This window comes from Gemmatimonadota bacterium, from assembly GCA_016714015.1.
Lineage (GTDB): Bacteria > Gemmatimonadota > Gemmatimonadetes > Gemmatimonadales > Gemmatimonadaceae > Pseudogemmatithrix.
The window spans coordinates 205071-221355 of the sequence record JADJNZ010000006.1 but is presented as its reverse complement, the minus strand read 5'-3'; the positions used below and the strand labels follow the sequence as shown (position 1 = coordinate 221355).

Here is a 16285-nt window from a genome sequence, read left to right as displayed (position 1 = left end):
CTACTCCGTCCGCAGCCCGGCGACGATCTCCTTCAGCCGCATCGACCCCTGGAGCAGTGCGACCGAGGCTCCGGACATCTCTTCGCACGCGGCGCTCTGCTCCTCGGTCGACGCGCTGACTTCCTCGGCGGCGGCCGCGTGGCTCTCCGCGGTGCGGGCCGCGGTGGAGATGCCGCTTGAGGCGTTGTTCACCGCGGAGACGTTCGCGGTCGCGAGGTCGCCGAGGCTCTCGGCTGCGGCGCGCGTCTGCTCCGCCGCCCCGCCGATCGTCTCGAGGGCCTCGTCGAGTCCTGCCGAGACGGATTCGATCTCGGCGACGCGGCTGGCGCCCGTCTCCATCGCGAGCGTCGTGGTGCCCACGCGGCGCGTGACGATCGCGGTGAGCTGCACGACGTCGTCGGCGGCCTGCTGCGCCTGGTCGGCGAGCTTGCGCACCTCGTCAGCGACGACCGCGAACCCGCGGCCCGCCGCCCCCGCACGGGCCGCCTCGATCGCCGCGTTGAGCGACAGCAGGTTCGTCTGCTCGGCGATGCGGCTGACGATCCCGACGAAGCGGTTGATGCTCTCCGCCGTCGCCGTCAGCTCGCGCACCTCGCCGGCGGCGCGGTCCACCGACTGGCGGATCTCGATGAGGAGGTCGCGCGCGCGCGCGATCTCGGCCCGCTTCTCGCGCGCCACGCGCTCGATCTCCGCCGAGAGGTCGGCGACCTCGTCGGCGCCGGCCCGCACCTCGTGCGCGCGCTCGCGCACCTGCTGCAGCGCGGCGTCCGCGTCGCGCAGCGAGGAGACCTGGCTCTCCGCCCCTTCGGTGACCTCGGACATCGCACTCGCCGTCTGCGAGGCGGCGAGCGAGATCTGCTCGGCCGCCGAGGTGAGCTGGTGCGCGGAGGTCGAGACCTCCTCGGCCGTGTGGGTGGAGACGGTCGCGACGCGCGAGAGCGACGCGGCGGTGCTGTTCATCGCGTCGGCGAGCTCCTGGAACTCGCCAGGCAGCTCCTCCTCGGTGCGGATGTCGAGGCGCCCGTGGCTCAGGGCTCGCGCATGCGCGAGCAGCAGCGCGAGCGGCCCGGAGATGCGCTGGACCGTGCTCGCGAAGGTGATGACGCCGAGGATCATCGCGCCGATGACGACGGCGAGGAGGAGGTTCTTGCGGCGGAGGGCCTCCTCCTGCAACGCGCGGGTGTCGCGCGCGACCTGCGCGGCGCGCATCTCGCCCAGACGCGCGACGTCGCGCGTGAGCTCCGATTCGAGTGCCCGGATGGAATCGGTGCGGGCGACGGCGGATTCGAGGCGGCCGAGGTCGCGGAGCAACTGCGCCTGCGTGAGCCCGACCTCGAGGGTCGCGAGCTGCTCGTCGATGCCGGCGATGAGGCCGAGCTCGGTCGACGTGAGTCCGGGGCTCTCGTTCAGCTTCCGGAGCGCGGTGTGCGCGGCCCACCCGGCGTCACTGAACTCCGCATGGTCGAGGGCGACGCCGCGGTCGAGGTAGCGGACGGCCGCGCCGAGCTCGCGCGCGACGTTCGTGCGGAGGTCGGCGGTGAGCGCGGTCTCACGCTGCACCTGCCCGAGTGCGCCACCGATCTCGTCGCTGAACGCCCCGATGGTGATGTAGCCGACGATGCCGGCGATCACGAGGAGCCCGACCAGCAACGAGAAGCCGAAGACGAGGCGGCTCCGGATGGTCCGCAGGGAGAAGAGGTTCACGGCGTGCTCCCGCGCTCGGCGAGCGTGAGCTGGCCACGGACGACGCGCGTCATGGTGAATGACTTGCCGACCGGATCGCCCGTCTCGAGGAACGCGATGGGGCCGGTCACGCCGGCGAAGGCGCCGCCGGTCCCTCGCTGGGCCAGCCAGTCGCGCACGCGCGCGCGATCCGGGCCGACCGCCTCGACGGCCGCGGCGAGGAGCTTCACCGCGTCGTAGGCGAGCGCCGCGTTGCCGTCGGGATCATGGCCGAAGCGCGCGCGGAAGGCCTGGGTGAACCGTTGGGCCTCGGGACGCGGATCGAGCGCGGTGAACGGGGCACCCACGTACGCGCCCTCGGACGCGGCCGTATCCGCGACCACTCCGGTCCAGCCGTCGCCGCCCAGGAAGTCCGCGGTCATCCCGCGACGCCGGGCCTCGCGCAGGAAGGCCATCCCGGTGAGCTCGGTGCCGGCGATGAAGACGAGGTCCGGATTCCGCGCGGCGATCCACTCGAGGTAGATGTCGGCCCGTTTTCCCTCGTAGCCGATCGGGTCGATGCCGATGACCGTGCCGCTGAAGTTGCGGCGGAAGGCGTCGGCCAGACCGCGCCCGTACGAGTCGTTCTCGTAGAGGATCGCCACGCGCGACTTGCCGAGGCGCTCGGCGAAGCGCGCGAGGTCCACGCCGTTGGCCGAGTCGCTCGAGATCACGCGGAACGCCCAGGGCGAGATCCCGGTGAGGTCGGCCGCCGACGCGGTGGTCGCGACCGCGGGCAGGCGCCCGTCGTAGACCTTGGCCGCCGCGAGCATCGCGCCCGACGTGACATGGCCGACGACGGCGACGATCCGCGGGTCGTCGACGAACGACTGCGCCACCACGGCGGCCTTGGAGCCCTCGCCGCCGTCGTCCTTGAACTCGATGCGGAGGGAATCGCCGCGGATGCCGCCCGCCGCGTTGATCTCGGCCAGCGCGAGCTCCGCGCCAAGCCGGTTCGCACGACCGAATCCCTGCGTGAAGGGGCCGGCCATGCCGAGATGTACGGGACCGCGCGCGTCCCCGCAGCCCGTGAAGGCGACGAGGAGGGCCAGCGTGCGCAGGTGGCGAAGCGCGGGGGGACGCGGCATCAGGGGCGACGGGTGGTGGGTTGGTCGCGCAGGCGCTGCAGCGCCGTGCGTGCTTCGCGCCGGGCGGCGTCGGTGTCGGCGTCGCCCTTCTCCCAGCGGCGGAGGAACTCCGTCCAGGCGGCGATCGCCTTCTCGCGCTCACCCAACTGCTCGTAGAGGCGTGCGCGTGCGGCGAACGTCCGGACGTAGACGGCATGCCCGGGGTCGATGAGCGACGTCGCGAAGCGCGAGGGGTGCATCGCCTCGTACTGCGCGAGCGCGCCCGCGGCGTCACCCAGGTCGGCGAGCACCTCGGCACGCAGTGCGGTCCGCAGGCCGGCGAGGCCGAGGCGCGCCGTGCGCACCTGCGCGGCCGGCGAGAATGTCGCGGCGATGGTCCGCGCGCGCGCCGTGTCGCCGCGCTCGAGGGCTTCGCGGGCGTCGAGCTCGGGCCAGGCGGCCTCCTGCTGCGGATTCAAGCGCCGGGCGAGCCCCGAGAAGATCGTGTCGCGACTGACGAGATACCCGACGTATGCGACCGGGACGGCGCCGAAGCGCACCGGCGAGTTGGCGGGCAGGTCCTGCATGGGGCGCAGGCCATCGAGGAGCCATCCGCGCTGCGCAGCGGACATCTCGCCCTTCATCGCGATGTGCACGCTCGCGGCGAACCACTGCATCGCGGGCGCCATCGGACCCCCGATGAAGGGCGCGACGGTGTCGATGCGCGCCCAGAGTCCGGACACGCGGTCCACCTCGGCCCCGTTGCCGATCGCGCCGGCGGCGCTGATCGCCATCGCCAGGTAACCGTAGCGGTCGGTGAAGGGGATCTGCCGGAACCGCGCCACGTCGAGGGCGCGCGTGCCCTCCACGAGCCCGGGCGCGCCGCGCGGATCGTCGGCGATGAAGCGGTACTGGTTGCCCCACAGACCGTACTGCGGCGCCGCGAACTGCGGTTCGGCGAGCGTCTCGTCGACGACGATCATCGCCGAGTCGGTCATTCCGGCGGCCATGAAGCCCTGCGCGAGTGCGATGCGCGGCGCGATCGCGTTCACGTCCGCGCGGGCCCAGAGCCGCGAGAGTGCCAGTCCGGTCCGGCCGGCCTCGGTCCGCATCCTCGCGACCGCGTCGGGGCCGCCGGCGCGCTTGATCGATGCGGAGTCGCCAAGCTGGACCCGCGTGCCGTCGAAGAAGATCTGGCTGTTGGCGGTCGACATCCCGGCGTACAGGCTCACCAGGTGCGAGTAGGCGAGATGGAACGTCGAGTCGAGAGTGAGGGTGCGCTCGAAGGCGCGCAGCGCCCCCGTCATCCGCTCCAGGCTCCCTTCCATGTCGCTCGCGTCGAACTGCGTGTGGAACCGGGCGTCGGCGAGGCCGTACCACGCCTCCGCGACGCTCGAGTCACGGGCGATGAGGTCGCTGAAGATCTGCTGGGCGTCCCGCAGTTCCTTGGCACCGGTCCCGGTGTTGGCCGTTTGGACGCGCAGGCCCGTCGAGAGCGCGTGGTGCCCGCGCACGAGGGCTTGCTCGCGCGCGGGGAGTCGGTCGACGAGTGCGAGCGCCCGCTCCGACGCTTCGAGATACCCGGGCCCGCCCGCATCCCCCCAACCGAGCGCGAGCGAGCGCTTGTGCCACGCGAGCGCGAAGGTCGAGTCGGCGGCGATCGCACGCCGGAAGAGCGTGTCCGCCTTGAGGACCTGCCACGAGAAGAGCGCGCGCGTCCCTTCGAGGTAGGCGCGATACGCCGTGATCGACTTGGTCGTCGCGGCGGCGAGGTCCACCGTCTCTGTCGCGGTCCCGCCGGCGACGCCGAGCAGATAGCGCGCGAGGCCGTCGAACAGCGGGCGCGGGTCGGCGGAGAGCGCGACGGCGCGATGCTCCGTCTGTAGCGACTTCCCCGAGCCCACGTCGTAGAGTCGCGCGTCGACGAGCAGCGAGTCCGAGGTCGTCGCGATCGTGCCGGTGACGACGGTCCAGGCGCCGGCCTTCCGCGCGATCGCCAGCGCCCGGTCGATGTCGACGCGCTTGTCCTCGAGGCCCGCCTCTCGCACCAGCACCATCGTGCGCTCGTAGTCGGCGACGGTGAGGTCGCTCCACTGCGAGAGCGCGAGGGTGAGCATGTTCACCGACCCGTCGCGCAGCCATTGCACGTCGCGATTGCCGCTCTGGATCTCGAACGGCATGACCGCGTACGAGCGGCGCGGGTCGACGTCGCGTGGGGCGCCGCCGCGCGGCCAGAGGAGGGCGCCCGCGGTGATCACGAGCGCGGCGACCGCGATGCCGGCCACCACGATCCCGCGACGGCGCCCCGCCGCGCTCGCCGGGAGGGCGAACCCGGGCTTCGCTGATGGCGGGGTGGCCGCGCGCGTCCCGATCCCCGACGAGCCGCCCATCGGCGTCCAGGCCATGCCGATCACTTCCGCCATCTCGCGGCCGTTCGCCCATCGCTGGTCGCGGTCCTTGAGCAGCGCGCGGTCGATCGCCGTCGCGACGCCCTCGGGGATCGCCGGCACCGCGTCGCTGATGGGCTTCGGCGTCTCCGTCAGGTGCTTCACGAGCATCGCCGCGACGTTCCCCGCGTCGACCACCGGCTTGCCGGTGAACATCTCGTACCCCACGAGCGCGAGCGCGTAGAGGTCCGAGCGCCCGTCGATCGTCGTCTCGCCCGTCGCCTGCTCCGGGCTCATGTAGCGCGGGCTGCCGAGGATCATCCCGGTCCCCGTCATCCGACCGTCGCCCTCGAGCGCGCGCGCCACCCCGAAGTCGGTGAGCATCGCCCGCCCGGTCTCGCGGTCGAGCAGGATGTTCTCCGGCTTCACGTCGCGGTGCACGATGCCGTTCGCGTGCGCGTAATCGAGCGCGAGCGCGAGCTCGTGCAGGATCCGCTCGGCGCGCGCGCCGTCGACACGCTTCTCCCGGTCGAGCAGGTCGCGCAGCGACTCGCCCGGCACGAGCTCCATGGCGAAGTAGAGCATGCCGTCCGCATCGCCGGCGCTGTAGACCGCGACGATGTTCGGGTGCCGGAGCTTGGCGACGGTGCGCGCCTCCTGGAGGAAGCGCGCGCGAAGATCGGGGTTGGTCGCGACGTCGCCGGTGACGACCTTGATCGCGACCGGACGGTCGAGCGTGAGGTCGCGCGCGCGGAAGACGCTGCCCATGCCGCCCCGACCGAGCAGGCCATCGATGGCGTACTGCGCGCCGAGGCGGGCGCGCAGCGTCTCGAGCATCGGGTCGGTCGGCATCGGGTCGGTCACGCGTGTCCCTTGCCGCGCTTGCCCTTCGGCGCGGGCTGCTGCTGGGTGAGGCAGTGCAGGGTGCCGAGACCCCAGACGAGGTCCACGGCGTGGATCCCGACCACCTGGCGGTCGGGCAGCAGCTCGGCGAGCGTGTTGAGCGCGATCCGGTCGTTGGGGTCGTTGAACGTGGGGACGATCACGACGCCGTTCGCGAGGTAGAAGTTGGCGTAGCTCGCCGGGAGGCGCGTCCCATCCATCACGACCGGGCGTGGATAGGGCAACGTCACGGTCCGGATCGGGGCGCCGGTGGCGTCGGTCGCGCCCTCGAGCCGCCGCAAGTTGTCGAGCGACCGCGCGTGGTTCTCGTCGGCCGGGTCCTCCTCGTGCGCCAGCACCACCACGCCGGGCGCGACGAATCGCGCGATGTCGTCCACGTGTCCGTGCGTGTCATCGCCGACGCAGCCCTCGCCGAGCCAGATGGTCCGGGTGCACCCCAGCTCCTCGGCGAAGGTGCGCTCGTAGTCGGCGCGCGAGAAGCCGGGATTGCGGACCTGCTGGTCGCTCAGCAGCCACTCCTCGCTCACGAGCATCGTGCCGCGGCCATCGGTCTCGATGCCGCCGCCCTCGAGGATCACGCGCCCCTTCCCGTCGTGGCGCATGGGCTGGTGGCAGGCGAGTCCCGTGTGGTCGGCCACGAACCGGCCGATCCGCGCGTCATGCGCGAAGTTGTCGTACTTCGCCCAGGCGTTGAAGCCCCAGTGCACGAGGCGGACGCTGCCATCGGGCAGATGCACCCCGGTCGGACCGGAATCGCGCAGCCAGACACGGTCGCTCGGGCACTGGTGCAGGTGGATCCGTGACTCGCGGACCTCGTGCATCTTGAGGCAGTGCCAGGCCTGCTCCTCGGTCGCCTCGTCGTGCACGAGGATGTGCACCCGCTCATGCTCGGCGAGCGCGCGCGCGATCTCGGCGTAGACCCACGGGATGGGGCCGAACTTGCCCGGCCAGTCGGGTTCGTGATGCGGCCAGCTGATCCAGGTCGCGTCGTGCCGCTCCCACTCCGCGGGCCAGCGCACCGTCGCCGACGCCTCGCTCACGACCCGATCCAGCGATTGAGGATCGGGCCGTACGCATCCACGCGGCGGTCGCGCAGGAAGGGCCAGTTGCGGCGCGTGTACTCGATGAGCGCGGGGTCGCAGGTCGCGATGAGGGTCGCGTCCCCCGTCTCCGCCTGCGCCATGAAGCGGCCGTAGGGGTCGACGATCATCGAGTGCCCGAAGAACTCGATGCCGTCGGTCCCCGCCTCGGGCTCGAAGCCCGCGCGGTTGGGGGACGCGACGAAGACGCCGTTCGCGATCGCGTGCGCCCGCTGCGCGGTGCGCCACGCATCGACCTGCGCCGCGCCCCATTCGGCCTTCTCGGCCGGGTGCCACCCGATCGCCGTCGGATAGAACAGGATGTCCGCGCCGAGGAGCGCGTTGATGCGCGCGCCCTCGGGATACCACTGGTCCCAGCAGATGAGCACGCCGATCGTCGCGTAGCGCGTCTTCCAGACCATGAAGCCGCCCGCCTCGCCGTCAGGCCCACGCACGCCCTTCGGCTGCACCGGCGCCGTCGACTCGCCGGGAGCGAAGTAGTACTTCTCCTCGAAGAGCGGGTCGTGCGGGATGTGCATCTTGCGATAGACGCCGAGCAGCGCGCCGTCGGCGTCGATCACGCAGGCGCTGTTGCGATACACGCCCGGTCCCTGCCGCTCGTAGATCGGCACGACGAGCACGATCGCCAGCTCCTTCGCGACCGCCTGCAGGCGCGTGACGGTCGCGCCGGTCACCTCCTCGGCGAGGTCGAAGCGCGAGGCGTCGAGCCGCTTGCAGAAGTACGGGGCGTTGAACAGCTCCTTCAGGCAGATCACCTGCGCGCCCTTGCCGGCGGCATCGCGGATGCGCTGTTCGGTCGCGACGAGGGTCGCGGACGCGGTCGATTCGACGCCATCCTGGATGATGGCGACCGTGAACGGGGCTCGGGTGCTCATGCGGGAATTTCACCCCGCTACGCGCGCACCGCCACTACGATATCCATGACGTTCGTCCCGGTGTCGCGTGCCGGGAGGATCGCCGCGGCCGCATCGAGCGCGGCGAAGGCATCGCAGCGACGGAGCGAGCGCTTGGGGTCGCCGCCCGCCTCGGCGCTCGCGCGCCACGCCCCCGGTCCGATCCGTGCCCCGGCCGCGCTCCCCGGCCCGTCCCGCCCATCGGTCCCGGCCGCGAGCAACCACCCGTCCCGCACGTCGAGGTCGTCGAGGACTTCGGCCGCCGCGAGCGCGAGTTGCTGGCACCGGCCGCCGAGCCCATGGTCGTCGGGGAGCCGCACGGTGGTCTCGCCCCCCCACGCCAGCACGGCGCCCGCCGGAGCGCGGGCGAGGGCGTGTGCGATCACCCGCCCCGCAGCGGTCGCATCCCCCTGCAACGGCGTGCGGGAGAGCAGCACGGGACCGAGCCCGGCGGTACTCGCGCAGGCGCCGACGGCGTCGAGCGCGGCGGCATTGCCGACCACGAACGGTTCGGCCACCTGCGCGAATGCCGCCTGCCCGGGCTTGGGCGTCTCCGGCAGGAGTCCGGCGCGCATCGCGCCGAGCGAAGCGGCGATGGAGAGCGGCACGCGCATCGCGATCCCGGCATCGCGCAGGAGGCGCTCGACCTGGCGCGCGTCGAGCGGGTCCGGGCTCACCGGACCAGAACCGATCATCGCGGGATCCTCGTTGGGCACGTCAGCGAGGAGGATCGGTACGACGCAGGCACCGGTCAGCGCCTCGGCGAGGCGTCCCGCGCCCCACCGAGAGAAGCGCTTCCGCACCGCGTTGATGCGCGAGATCGGCACCCCCGCGCCGAGCAGGAGCGTATGCAACGCGGCGAGATCCTCTGCGCGCACGCCCGGGATGGGCGCGCCGACGAGACTCGACGTGCCGCCGGACACGAGGAGGAGCACGACGTCGTCCGCCGCGATCCGTTCGGTGAGCGCCGTGAGCGCGTCGGCGGCCTGCGCGGACCGTGCACCCGGGACCGGGTGGTCCCCGGCGACGCATGCCAGGGCCGGGTGAGCCGAGGGCCGATCGCTCGGCCCGACGATGAGGCCGCCGGCAGGTCGGAGGCCATTCGCGTCCAGATGACGGACCGCCTCCCCGGCCATCGCGTGCGCCGCCTTGCCCAGCGCGATGATCCAGTGCGGCCGGTCGCGCCGAAGTTCGAGCGCGACCTCGTGCGCGCGCAGTCCGTCGCGAACGGCGCGCGCCGGATCGGCCGCGTCGATCGCCGCGTCGTACATCGCGAGGAGCGCTGAGGCGACATCCCGGTGCGTCATGGACCTCTGCTGCCGTTGGCGGTGATCCGAGCGACTGGTCCCAGCGTAGGATCGGTCGGTCCCGCGGAGATCGCAATGCCGTCAGGTGGCGGGTTCGTTGCGGGGAGCCCGCACGTCACCTTCTCCCGGAGTCCAGCATGTCCTTGACGATCACGCGCGGTGGAGTGGCGCGAGCGCTCTTCGCGATGACGGTCCTCCTCAGCGCCGCCGGACCGCTCGCGTGCGGTTCGCCGGTCGAGACCGCCGATCTGCGTACGGCGATCGGCGAGACGGAGATCGAACTCTTCGGTGGACTCGTGCAGCGCGTCACCGTCACTCCGGCGGAGCCGACGATCGGCGAGGAAGTGGAGATCCGGTCCGTGGTGCGGAACCGCGGCGGCGGCACGCCCACCTTCCTCGAGAATGTCTGCCGGCTCGACCTCGAGAGCGCGCTGGAACTCACGACGGCTCCCGACTGGGCCGAGTGCAAGGGGCTGCCGAGACAGACGGGTCTGGCGCCCGGCGACTCGATCGAGGTGCGGACCCGCCAACGCGTGCACGGCGTGGCGGGCGAGCACGAGATCCGTGTGCTCCATGTGATCGAGCCACAGCAGTGGGTGCCGGTGCGGGTACGACTCCGGCCGCTCGGCTGACGGGGACCATGATGGACGAAGGGCCCGGCCGCGATCGCGGTCGGGCCCTTCGTGCGTCTCGCGGGCGTCAGTTGGCGCCGCGGGCCTTTTTCACCGCTTCGCCGAGCTCGGTGTACGCGTCGGCGGAGAGCTCGCGGAACGGCCGCATCACGTGCGCGATGCGCCCTTCCTTGTCGACGACGAACACCACGCGGCGGAACATGTTCACGGCAGGATACTTCACATCGTAGGCGTTGCCGGCGACCGCGGCCGGATCGCTCACGAACGTGACGGGGAACTTCGCTTCGGCAGCCCACGCCTGCTGGGTCTCGACGTCGTCGCTGCTGACGGCCAGCACGGTCACGCCGTTGCCGTTGTTGAAGAGCTGGGCGTACTGATCACGGTACGCCTCCATTTGGACCGTTCAACCTCGGGTTCGACTCTTCGGGAAGAAGGCGATGACGACGACCTGTCCGCGGAGCTCGGAGAGGCGGATGGGGCGCGGGGTGACTCCCGCTTGGGTGCTCGCGGGGAGCGTGAAGTCCGGCGCCATGTCGCCGACCTTCGGTCCCGTGGAGGGGGCGGGGTCCTGCGCCATCGCGGGCGAGGCCACCGCGAAGGCGACGAGCGCCGCCAGGGTACGGAGTGAGGTTCGCATGCGTGAATTGTGCGGGGTGGGGTGCGGGACCGCCAGTCGTCCCGTTCGACCCCGCGTCCCGACGCCGGGTTCCGGATCGCCGGGACGCGGCGTCATCGACAGCTCTCGAAGGCGGGCAGGTGCCGGTCGAGCGATGCCCGGCGGTTGTTCGTGAAGACGTTGCGCACGTCGTTCGGGAGCTCGGTCAGGAGGAGCCGGTCGTACATCGCGATGTTCTCCTGCTCGGCGACCACACCCGCAGCGCACGCCGCGGTCACGGTCGCGAAGCGCGGCACGTTCTCGAGCGTCCAGTCGCTGTCCGGGATGCCGATGCCGCGACGCTCGAGGATCGCACCGAGCGAGGTCGAATGCCGTTGCTCGGCGACGACGATGTTGTAGAAGGGGAGGACGTTCCCATGGTCGACGAGCACGCGGAGGTAGATCTGTTCGGCGCGGAACTCGTCCTGGATCGCGGTGTCGACCGCGGCGGCGACCGGCGTGGTGAGCGTGACATAGGCGGGCGCGACGACGGTGCTGTCCTCGGTGCAGGCGAGGGTCGCGACGAGGGCGGCGGCGAGCGGCAGGCGGCGTAGCATGGCGAGCTCCTTGTTGAATGCCATATGTACATCTGTACATATGACGTCGCCACCGCACCGTTGTTAGGCGCTCCGGATCAGAGGTCCACCATCCGCAGCGCCCCCGGGACGCTCGCGACCTCGACCGTCGGGCCCGCGGCCTGTCGCAGCTCGCCGTCCGCCTCGAACCAGGGGCGCTCGGTGAAGGTCAGCGTCGTGGACGTCACGCGCCGGTGCTGCACGTGGGGACTCGTCAGGTGCGTGCCGCCGATCGCGCGCGCCAGCAGCGGCAGGCGCGCGAGGCGCGCCACATCGCGGATGAGCACGGCGTCGAGCCGCCCGTCGTCGACCGTCGCGCCCGGCGCGATGTGGAACGCGCCGCCGAACCAGGCGCCGTTGGAGAAGACGGCGAGGAGGTGGTCCCGCGGCGGCTCGCCATCCACGCCGATCGGCAGTCCGCCGTAGGTGAGGATTCCCTGTAGCGCGCTCACGACGTACACCGCGGGGCCCTTGATCCGATGGTACCGCGCGGCGATGTGCGACACGTGGACGTCGAAGCCGAATCCCGCGACGTTCAGGAACCAGGTGTCGTCCACGCGCCCCATGTCGGCCCTTCGCTCGCGGAAGCCGCCATCGGCGAGGCGCTCGGCGAGGGCGGTCGGATCGCGCGGGTCGATGCCGAGGTTCTTGGCGAAATCATTCCCCGTGCCGGCCGCGAGGAGCGCCATCCGCATCGGGGCGCCGGCCTTGGCGAGCGGGATCGCGCAGTTGCTCCACGTCCCGTCCCCTCCAGCGACGACGAGCGTCTCGACGCCGTCGTCGATCGCCTCACTGACCAAGCGCGCCTCATCGCCCGCGTGCGTCGTCGCCCGCACGTCCGTGAAGCCGCAGCGCGCGAACGCGGCACGGATGCCGACGATCGCATGGGCGCCGCGGCCGCGGCCGGAGGCCGGGTTGTAGAGGAGCCGAAGCCGCATCGGGATCGCGGGAAGGAGCGAGGAGCGAGGGGAAGGAGCGAGGAGAAAAGGAAAGGGGGAGGGCGCGAAGCGGAAGGGGAGAGCGAGCGGGCGGCCTCTGCGCCCTCTGCTCGCTCTCCCCTTGCCCTTCTCACTCTCCCTCGACTCTCGCTCCTTCCCCTCGCTCCTCGCTCCTGCTCGCCGTCACTTCGCGGCGAGCTGCCGGAGCACGTACTGCAGGATGCCGCCATGTCGGTAGTAGTTCATCTCCTCCGGCGTGTCGATCCGGCTGCGCACCTGGAACGTCCCGCCGTCGGCCTTCACCGTGAGCGTCGCGCGCGGGGTCATCGTGTCGCTCATGCCCTCGATGGTGATCGCCTCGAAGCCGGTGAGTCCGAGCGACTGCCGTGTCTCGCCGTTCACGAACTCGAGCGGGATCACGCCCATCCCCACGAGGTTGGAGCGATGGATGCGCTCGAAGCTCTCGGCGATCACCGCGCGGACGCCGAGGAGCATCGTGCCCTTGGCCGCCCAGTCGCGCGACGAGCCGGTGCCGTACTCCTTACCGGCGATGATGACGAGCGGCGTACCAGCCTTCTGGTAGGCCATGGACGCTTCATAGAAGGAGGTCGGTTCGGCGTCCTTGGTCGTCCGCGTCCACCAGCCTTCCATCCCCGGCGTGAGATCGTTCTTGAGGCGGATGTTCGCGAAAGTGCCGCGCATCATCACCTCGTGGTTGCCGCGCCGCGCGCCGTAGGAGTTGAAGTCCTTCTTCTCCACGCCGAGCGACTTGAGCCAGACGCCGGCCGGCGACTTCTCGGCGATCGAACCCGCGGGCGAGATGTGGTCGGTGGTGATCGAGTCCCCGAACATGCCGAGGACGCGAGCGCCGGCGATCCGCTGCACGCCCGGCGGCGTCATCGTGATGCCGTCAAAGTAGGGCGGGTGCTTCACGTAGGTGGACTTGTCGTCCCAGACGTAGCGGCTGCCGGTCGGCGCCTTGATCGCCTTCCACTCGGCGTCGCCGCCGAAGACGTCGCCGTACTCCTTCTCGAAGTGCTCGCGCTTCACCGAGGTGAGGACGATGTCCTCGACCTCCTTCGTGGAGGGCCAGATGTCGCGGAGGAACACGGGCCCCTTGGCCCCCACGCCGATCGGCTCCTTGTCGAAGTCGATGTCGACGCGGCCCGCCAGCGCATACGCCACGACGAGCGGCGGCGACGCGAGGTAGTTGAAGCGCGTCTGCGGATTGACGCGGCCCTCGAAGTTGCGGTTGCCCGAGAGCACCGCCGCGACCGTGAGCTTGCCGTCGTCGATCGCCTTGCTGATGGTCTCCGGGAGCGGACCCGAGTTGCCGATGCAGGTCGTGCAGCCGTAGCCGACGATCTGGAAGCCGAGCGTGTTGAGCGCCGGCTGGACGCCGGCCTTGTCGAAGTAGTCGCGGACGACCTTCGAGCCCGGAGCGAGCGAGGTCTTCACCCACGGCTTGGTGGAGAGTCCCGCGGCGACGGCCTTCTGCGCGAGCAGGCCGGCGGCGAGCATCACGCTCGGGTTGCTGGTGTTGGTGCAGGACGTGATCGCGGCGATGACGACCGCGCCATCCTTGAGCTGGAAGCTGTGCCCGCGGTGCGTGCAGTCCACCGACGAGACGGCATCGATCGGGCCGCCCTCGGAGACCATCGTCGCGGCGGCGGCCCCCGTCGCCGTGCCCGCTTTCGCCGCGGCCGCGGCGGCGAGCCGCTCCTTCTCCGCCTTGAACGCCTCGGCGTAGTTCGCCTTCATGCCCGTGAGCGCGATACGGTCCTGCGGACGCTTGGGACCGGCGAGCGACGGCACGACCGTCGAGAGGTCCAGCTCGAGCGTGTCGGTGAAGACCGGATCGGGCGTCTCGCTGGTGCGGAAGAGGCCCTGCGCCTTCGTGTACGCCTCGACGAGCTTCACCTGGTGCTCGCTGCGTCCCGAGAGGCGGAGGTACTTGAGCGTCTCCTCATCCACCGGGAAGAAGCCCATCGTCGCCCCGTACTCCGGCGCCATGTTCGCGATCGTCGCGCGGTCCGCGAGGGCGAGCGAGCCGAGGCCCGGGCCGTAGTACTCGACGAACTTGCCGACGACCTTCTTCTTGCGGAGCATCTCGGTGCAGGTGAGCACGAGGTCCGTCGCCATCGCGCCGAGCGGGAGCTTGCCGGTGAGCTTGAAGCCGATGACCTCGGGGATGAGCATCGAGACCGGCTGCCCCAGCATCGCCGCCTCGGCCTCGATCCCGCCCACGCCCCAGCCGAGCACGCCCAGGCCGTTGATCATCGTCGTGTGCGAGTCGGTGCCGACGAGCGAGTCGCAGTAGACGGCCTTCTGCCCGTCCTCCTCGCCGACGAACGCGACCTGCCCGAGATACTCGAGGTTCACCTGGTGGCAGATGCCGGTGCCCGGGGGCACCACGCGGAAGTTGCGCAGGGCGGTGCCGCCCCAGCGGAGGAACTGGTAGCGCTCACCGTTCCGCTCGTACTCGAGCTTGGTGTTGAGCAGTTCCGCCGCCTCCACGCCGTACTCGTCGACCTGCACCGAGTGGTCGATCACGAGGTCGACCGGCTGGAGCGGGTTGATCCGCGTCGGGTCGCCGCCGAGGGCGGCAAGGGCGTCGCGCATCGCGGCGAGGTCGACCACGCAGGGGACGCCGGTGAAGTCCTGGAGGAGGACCCGGGCCGTGCGGAACGCGATCTCCTTGTCGACCGGCTGCTTCACGTCCCAGCGGGCGAGGGCTTCGATGTCGGCCGGCTTCACGAAGCCGCCGTCCTCGTTGCGCAGGAGGTTCTCCAGCAGGACGCGGAGCGAGAAGGGCAGGCGGGACACGGTGTTGCCGGACAGGCCGGACAAGGCGTCGAGGCGGTAGAACGTGTACGGCTGCCCGTCGACGGTGAGCGTGTCGCGGCTGCGGAAGCTGTTGTTGGAGGCCATATGGGGGGTGGGTTGGTCCAGCCTTCAAATCTAGTCGGCGTCCTCGAGTATCGGCATTTCCATCGTCTCCCGGCGGTTGGCCCCGTCGATCGCCTCCACATGGATGGCGTTCGTCGGGCACTGGTGCACGAAATCCCCGTCCGCCCGCGACCACTCGACCGGACTCACGAGCACCTCGGCCTTCCCCGACTGGTCCATGATCATCGACTTCGGTGCCAGCGTCACGCAGAGCGCACAGCCGGTGCAGGCGGCCCGGTCGACCCGGATGTCCACCATCCGCCGCGGCCAGACGCCGCCGAGCATCAGCGACGCCCCGGCGCGGTCGAGCGCATCCACCGCCGCCTCGTAGCCGAGGTCGATCATCCGGCGCACGTGGGCGAACGAGAACATGTTGAACTGCCAGACCGCGGGCCGCACGAGGAGCAGCGGGGGCCCCTGCCACTGGAGCAGTTGCTGCGACTGAAGCGACTTCATCATGATCTGCGCCGAGCGCATGTAGATCGCCGCGAACCCCTTCTCCTTGATCCGCCGCGCGCGCGCGATGTTCGTGCTCCCGACGTCCACCGCGATCACCGCGTCCATGCCGTGCGAGGCGGCGAGGGCCGGGACATTGTCGGAGATGCCGCCATCGGCGCAGGTGCGCCCCGCGAGCACCCCCGGCGGGAAGAAGCCGGGGAGGGCGCATGAGGCGTACACCGCCTCCCAGATCTGCACGTCATCGAGGCCCGGGAGGCCGAAGAGCACCTGCGACGCCGCCTCGAGGTCCACCGTGTTCACGAGGAGCGTGCGGCCGAGTTCGCGGAAGGTCCCGGTGGGCACGATGTCGCGCACGATCCGCTCGAGTGGCTTCCCGAGGTAGAGCGCGGGCGCGAGCATCCGCTTGGTGACCATCGAGATGTGGTCGATCCGGAAGAGGTCGCTCTTCCGGAGGTCGAGGGCGCGGCGCTCCATCTCCGCGATCGGCATCCCGCCCGCGTACGCCGCGGCGATGAGCGACCCGATGCTCGTGCCGGCGACCACGGTCGGCCGGATGCCGCGCTCCTCGAAGGCGCGCAGCACGCCGATGTGCGCGAACCCCTTGAGGCCGCCCCCGCCGAGCACGAGCGCGACCTTGGGGGGCAGGACCAAACTCCCGTTCACGCCCGGTGCATCCGGTCTGCGTAGATTCCCCATCG

13 protein-coding genes are annotated in these 16285 nt (G+C 71.1%); 1 reads left to right on the top strand and 12 read right to left on the bottom strand.

The annotated features are described in order from the left end of the window. The 6 genes from IPJ78_13265 to IPJ78_13240 are packed head-to-tail and all read right to left on the bottom strand — an operon-like array spanning position 1 to position 9379. Positions 1-1704 (bottom strand): methyl-accepting chemotaxis protein, encoded by a 1704-nt coding sequence (locus tag IPJ78_13265; protein ID MBK7907513.1) that lies wholly within the window; start codon positions 1702-1704, stop codon positions 1-3. Then, complete coding sequence (locus IPJ78_13260) at positions 1701-2810, bottom strand: ABC transporter substrate-binding protein (protein MBK7907512.1); 1110 nt, start codon at positions 2808-2810, stop codon at positions 1701-1703. The genes IPJ78_13265 and IPJ78_13260 overlap by 4 nt, the downstream gene beginning before the upstream one ends. Next, positions 2810-6040, bottom strand: a complete 3231-nt coding sequence (locus IPJ78_13255; protein ID MBK7907511.1) for a protein kinase — start codon at positions 6038-6040, stop codon at positions 2810-2812. Before IPJ78_13255 ends, IPJ78_13260 begins: the two co-directional genes overlap by 1 nt. Beyond that, positions 6037-7119 (bottom strand): agmatine deiminase family protein, encoded by a 1083-nt coding sequence (locus IPJ78_13250; protein ID MBK7907510.1) that lies wholly within the window; start codon positions 7117-7119, stop codon positions 6037-6039. Before IPJ78_13250 ends, IPJ78_13255 begins: the two co-directional genes overlap by 4 nt. Next, entirely contained in the window at positions 7116-8054 is a 939-nt protein-coding gene (locus IPJ78_13245; protein ID MBK7907509.1) for a carbon-nitrogen hydrolase, read from the bottom strand. Before IPJ78_13245 ends, IPJ78_13250 begins: the two co-directional genes overlap by 4 nt. Before the next feature lie 17 nt (positions 8055-8071). Further along, on the bottom strand, positions 8072-9379 hold the full coding sequence (locus IPJ78_13240) for a DUF4147 domain-containing protein (GenBank protein ID MBK7907508.1): 1308 nt from the start codon (positions 9377-9379) through the stop codon (positions 8072-8074). A 137-nt stretch (positions 9380-9516) separates the two neighbouring features. Between IPJ78_13240 and IPJ78_13235 the strand changes: the two genes are divergently transcribed. After that, positions 9517-10011 carry a hypothetical protein gene (locus IPJ78_13235; protein MBK7907507.1) on the top strand — a complete coding sequence of 165 codons (495 nt, stop codon included), beginning with the start codon at positions 9517-9519 and terminating at the stop codon, positions 10009-10011. 67 nt (positions 10012-10078) lie between these two features. Here IPJ78_13235 and IPJ78_13230 read toward each other — a convergent pair whose 3' ends face one another. The 6 genes from IPJ78_13230 to IPJ78_13205 all read right to left on the bottom strand — a co-directional run bounded on the left by IPJ78_13230 (position 10079) and on the right by IPJ78_13205 (position 16250). After that, positions 10079-10405, bottom strand: coding sequence for a redoxin domain-containing protein (locus tag IPJ78_13230; GenBank protein ID MBK7907506.1), 327 nt, complete (start codon positions 10403-10405; stop codon positions 10079-10081). Positions 10406-10414: 9 nt separating this feature from the next. Then, complete coding sequence (locus IPJ78_13225) at positions 10415-10588, bottom strand: redoxin domain-containing protein (protein ID MBK7907505.1); 174 nt, start codon at positions 10586-10588, stop codon at positions 10415-10417. 152 nt (positions 10589-10740) lie between these two features. Further along, entirely contained in the window at positions 10741-11247 is a 507-nt protein-coding gene (locus IPJ78_13220; protein ID MBK7907504.1) for a DUF2202 domain-containing protein, read from the bottom strand. Between the two features lie 53 nt (positions 11248-11300). Beyond that, positions 11301-12179 (bottom strand): hypothetical protein, encoded by an 879-nt coding sequence (locus IPJ78_13215; GenBank protein ID MBK7907503.1) that lies wholly within the window; start codon positions 12177-12179, stop codon positions 11301-11303. A gap of 183 nt (positions 12180-12362) precedes the next feature. Then, positions 12363-15110: an aconitate hydratase AcnA gene (gene acnA / locus IPJ78_13210; GenBank protein ID MBK7907502.1), complete on the bottom strand. Its 2748-nt coding sequence runs from the start codon at positions 15108-15110 to the stop codon at positions 12363-12365. 30 nt (positions 15111-15140) lie between these two features. Beyond that, complete coding sequence (locus IPJ78_13205; GenBank protein MBK7907501.1) at positions 15141-16250, bottom strand: patatin-like phospholipase family protein; 1110 nt, start codon at positions 16248-16250, stop codon at positions 15141-15143. Positions 16251-16285: the final 35 nt, after the last annotated feature.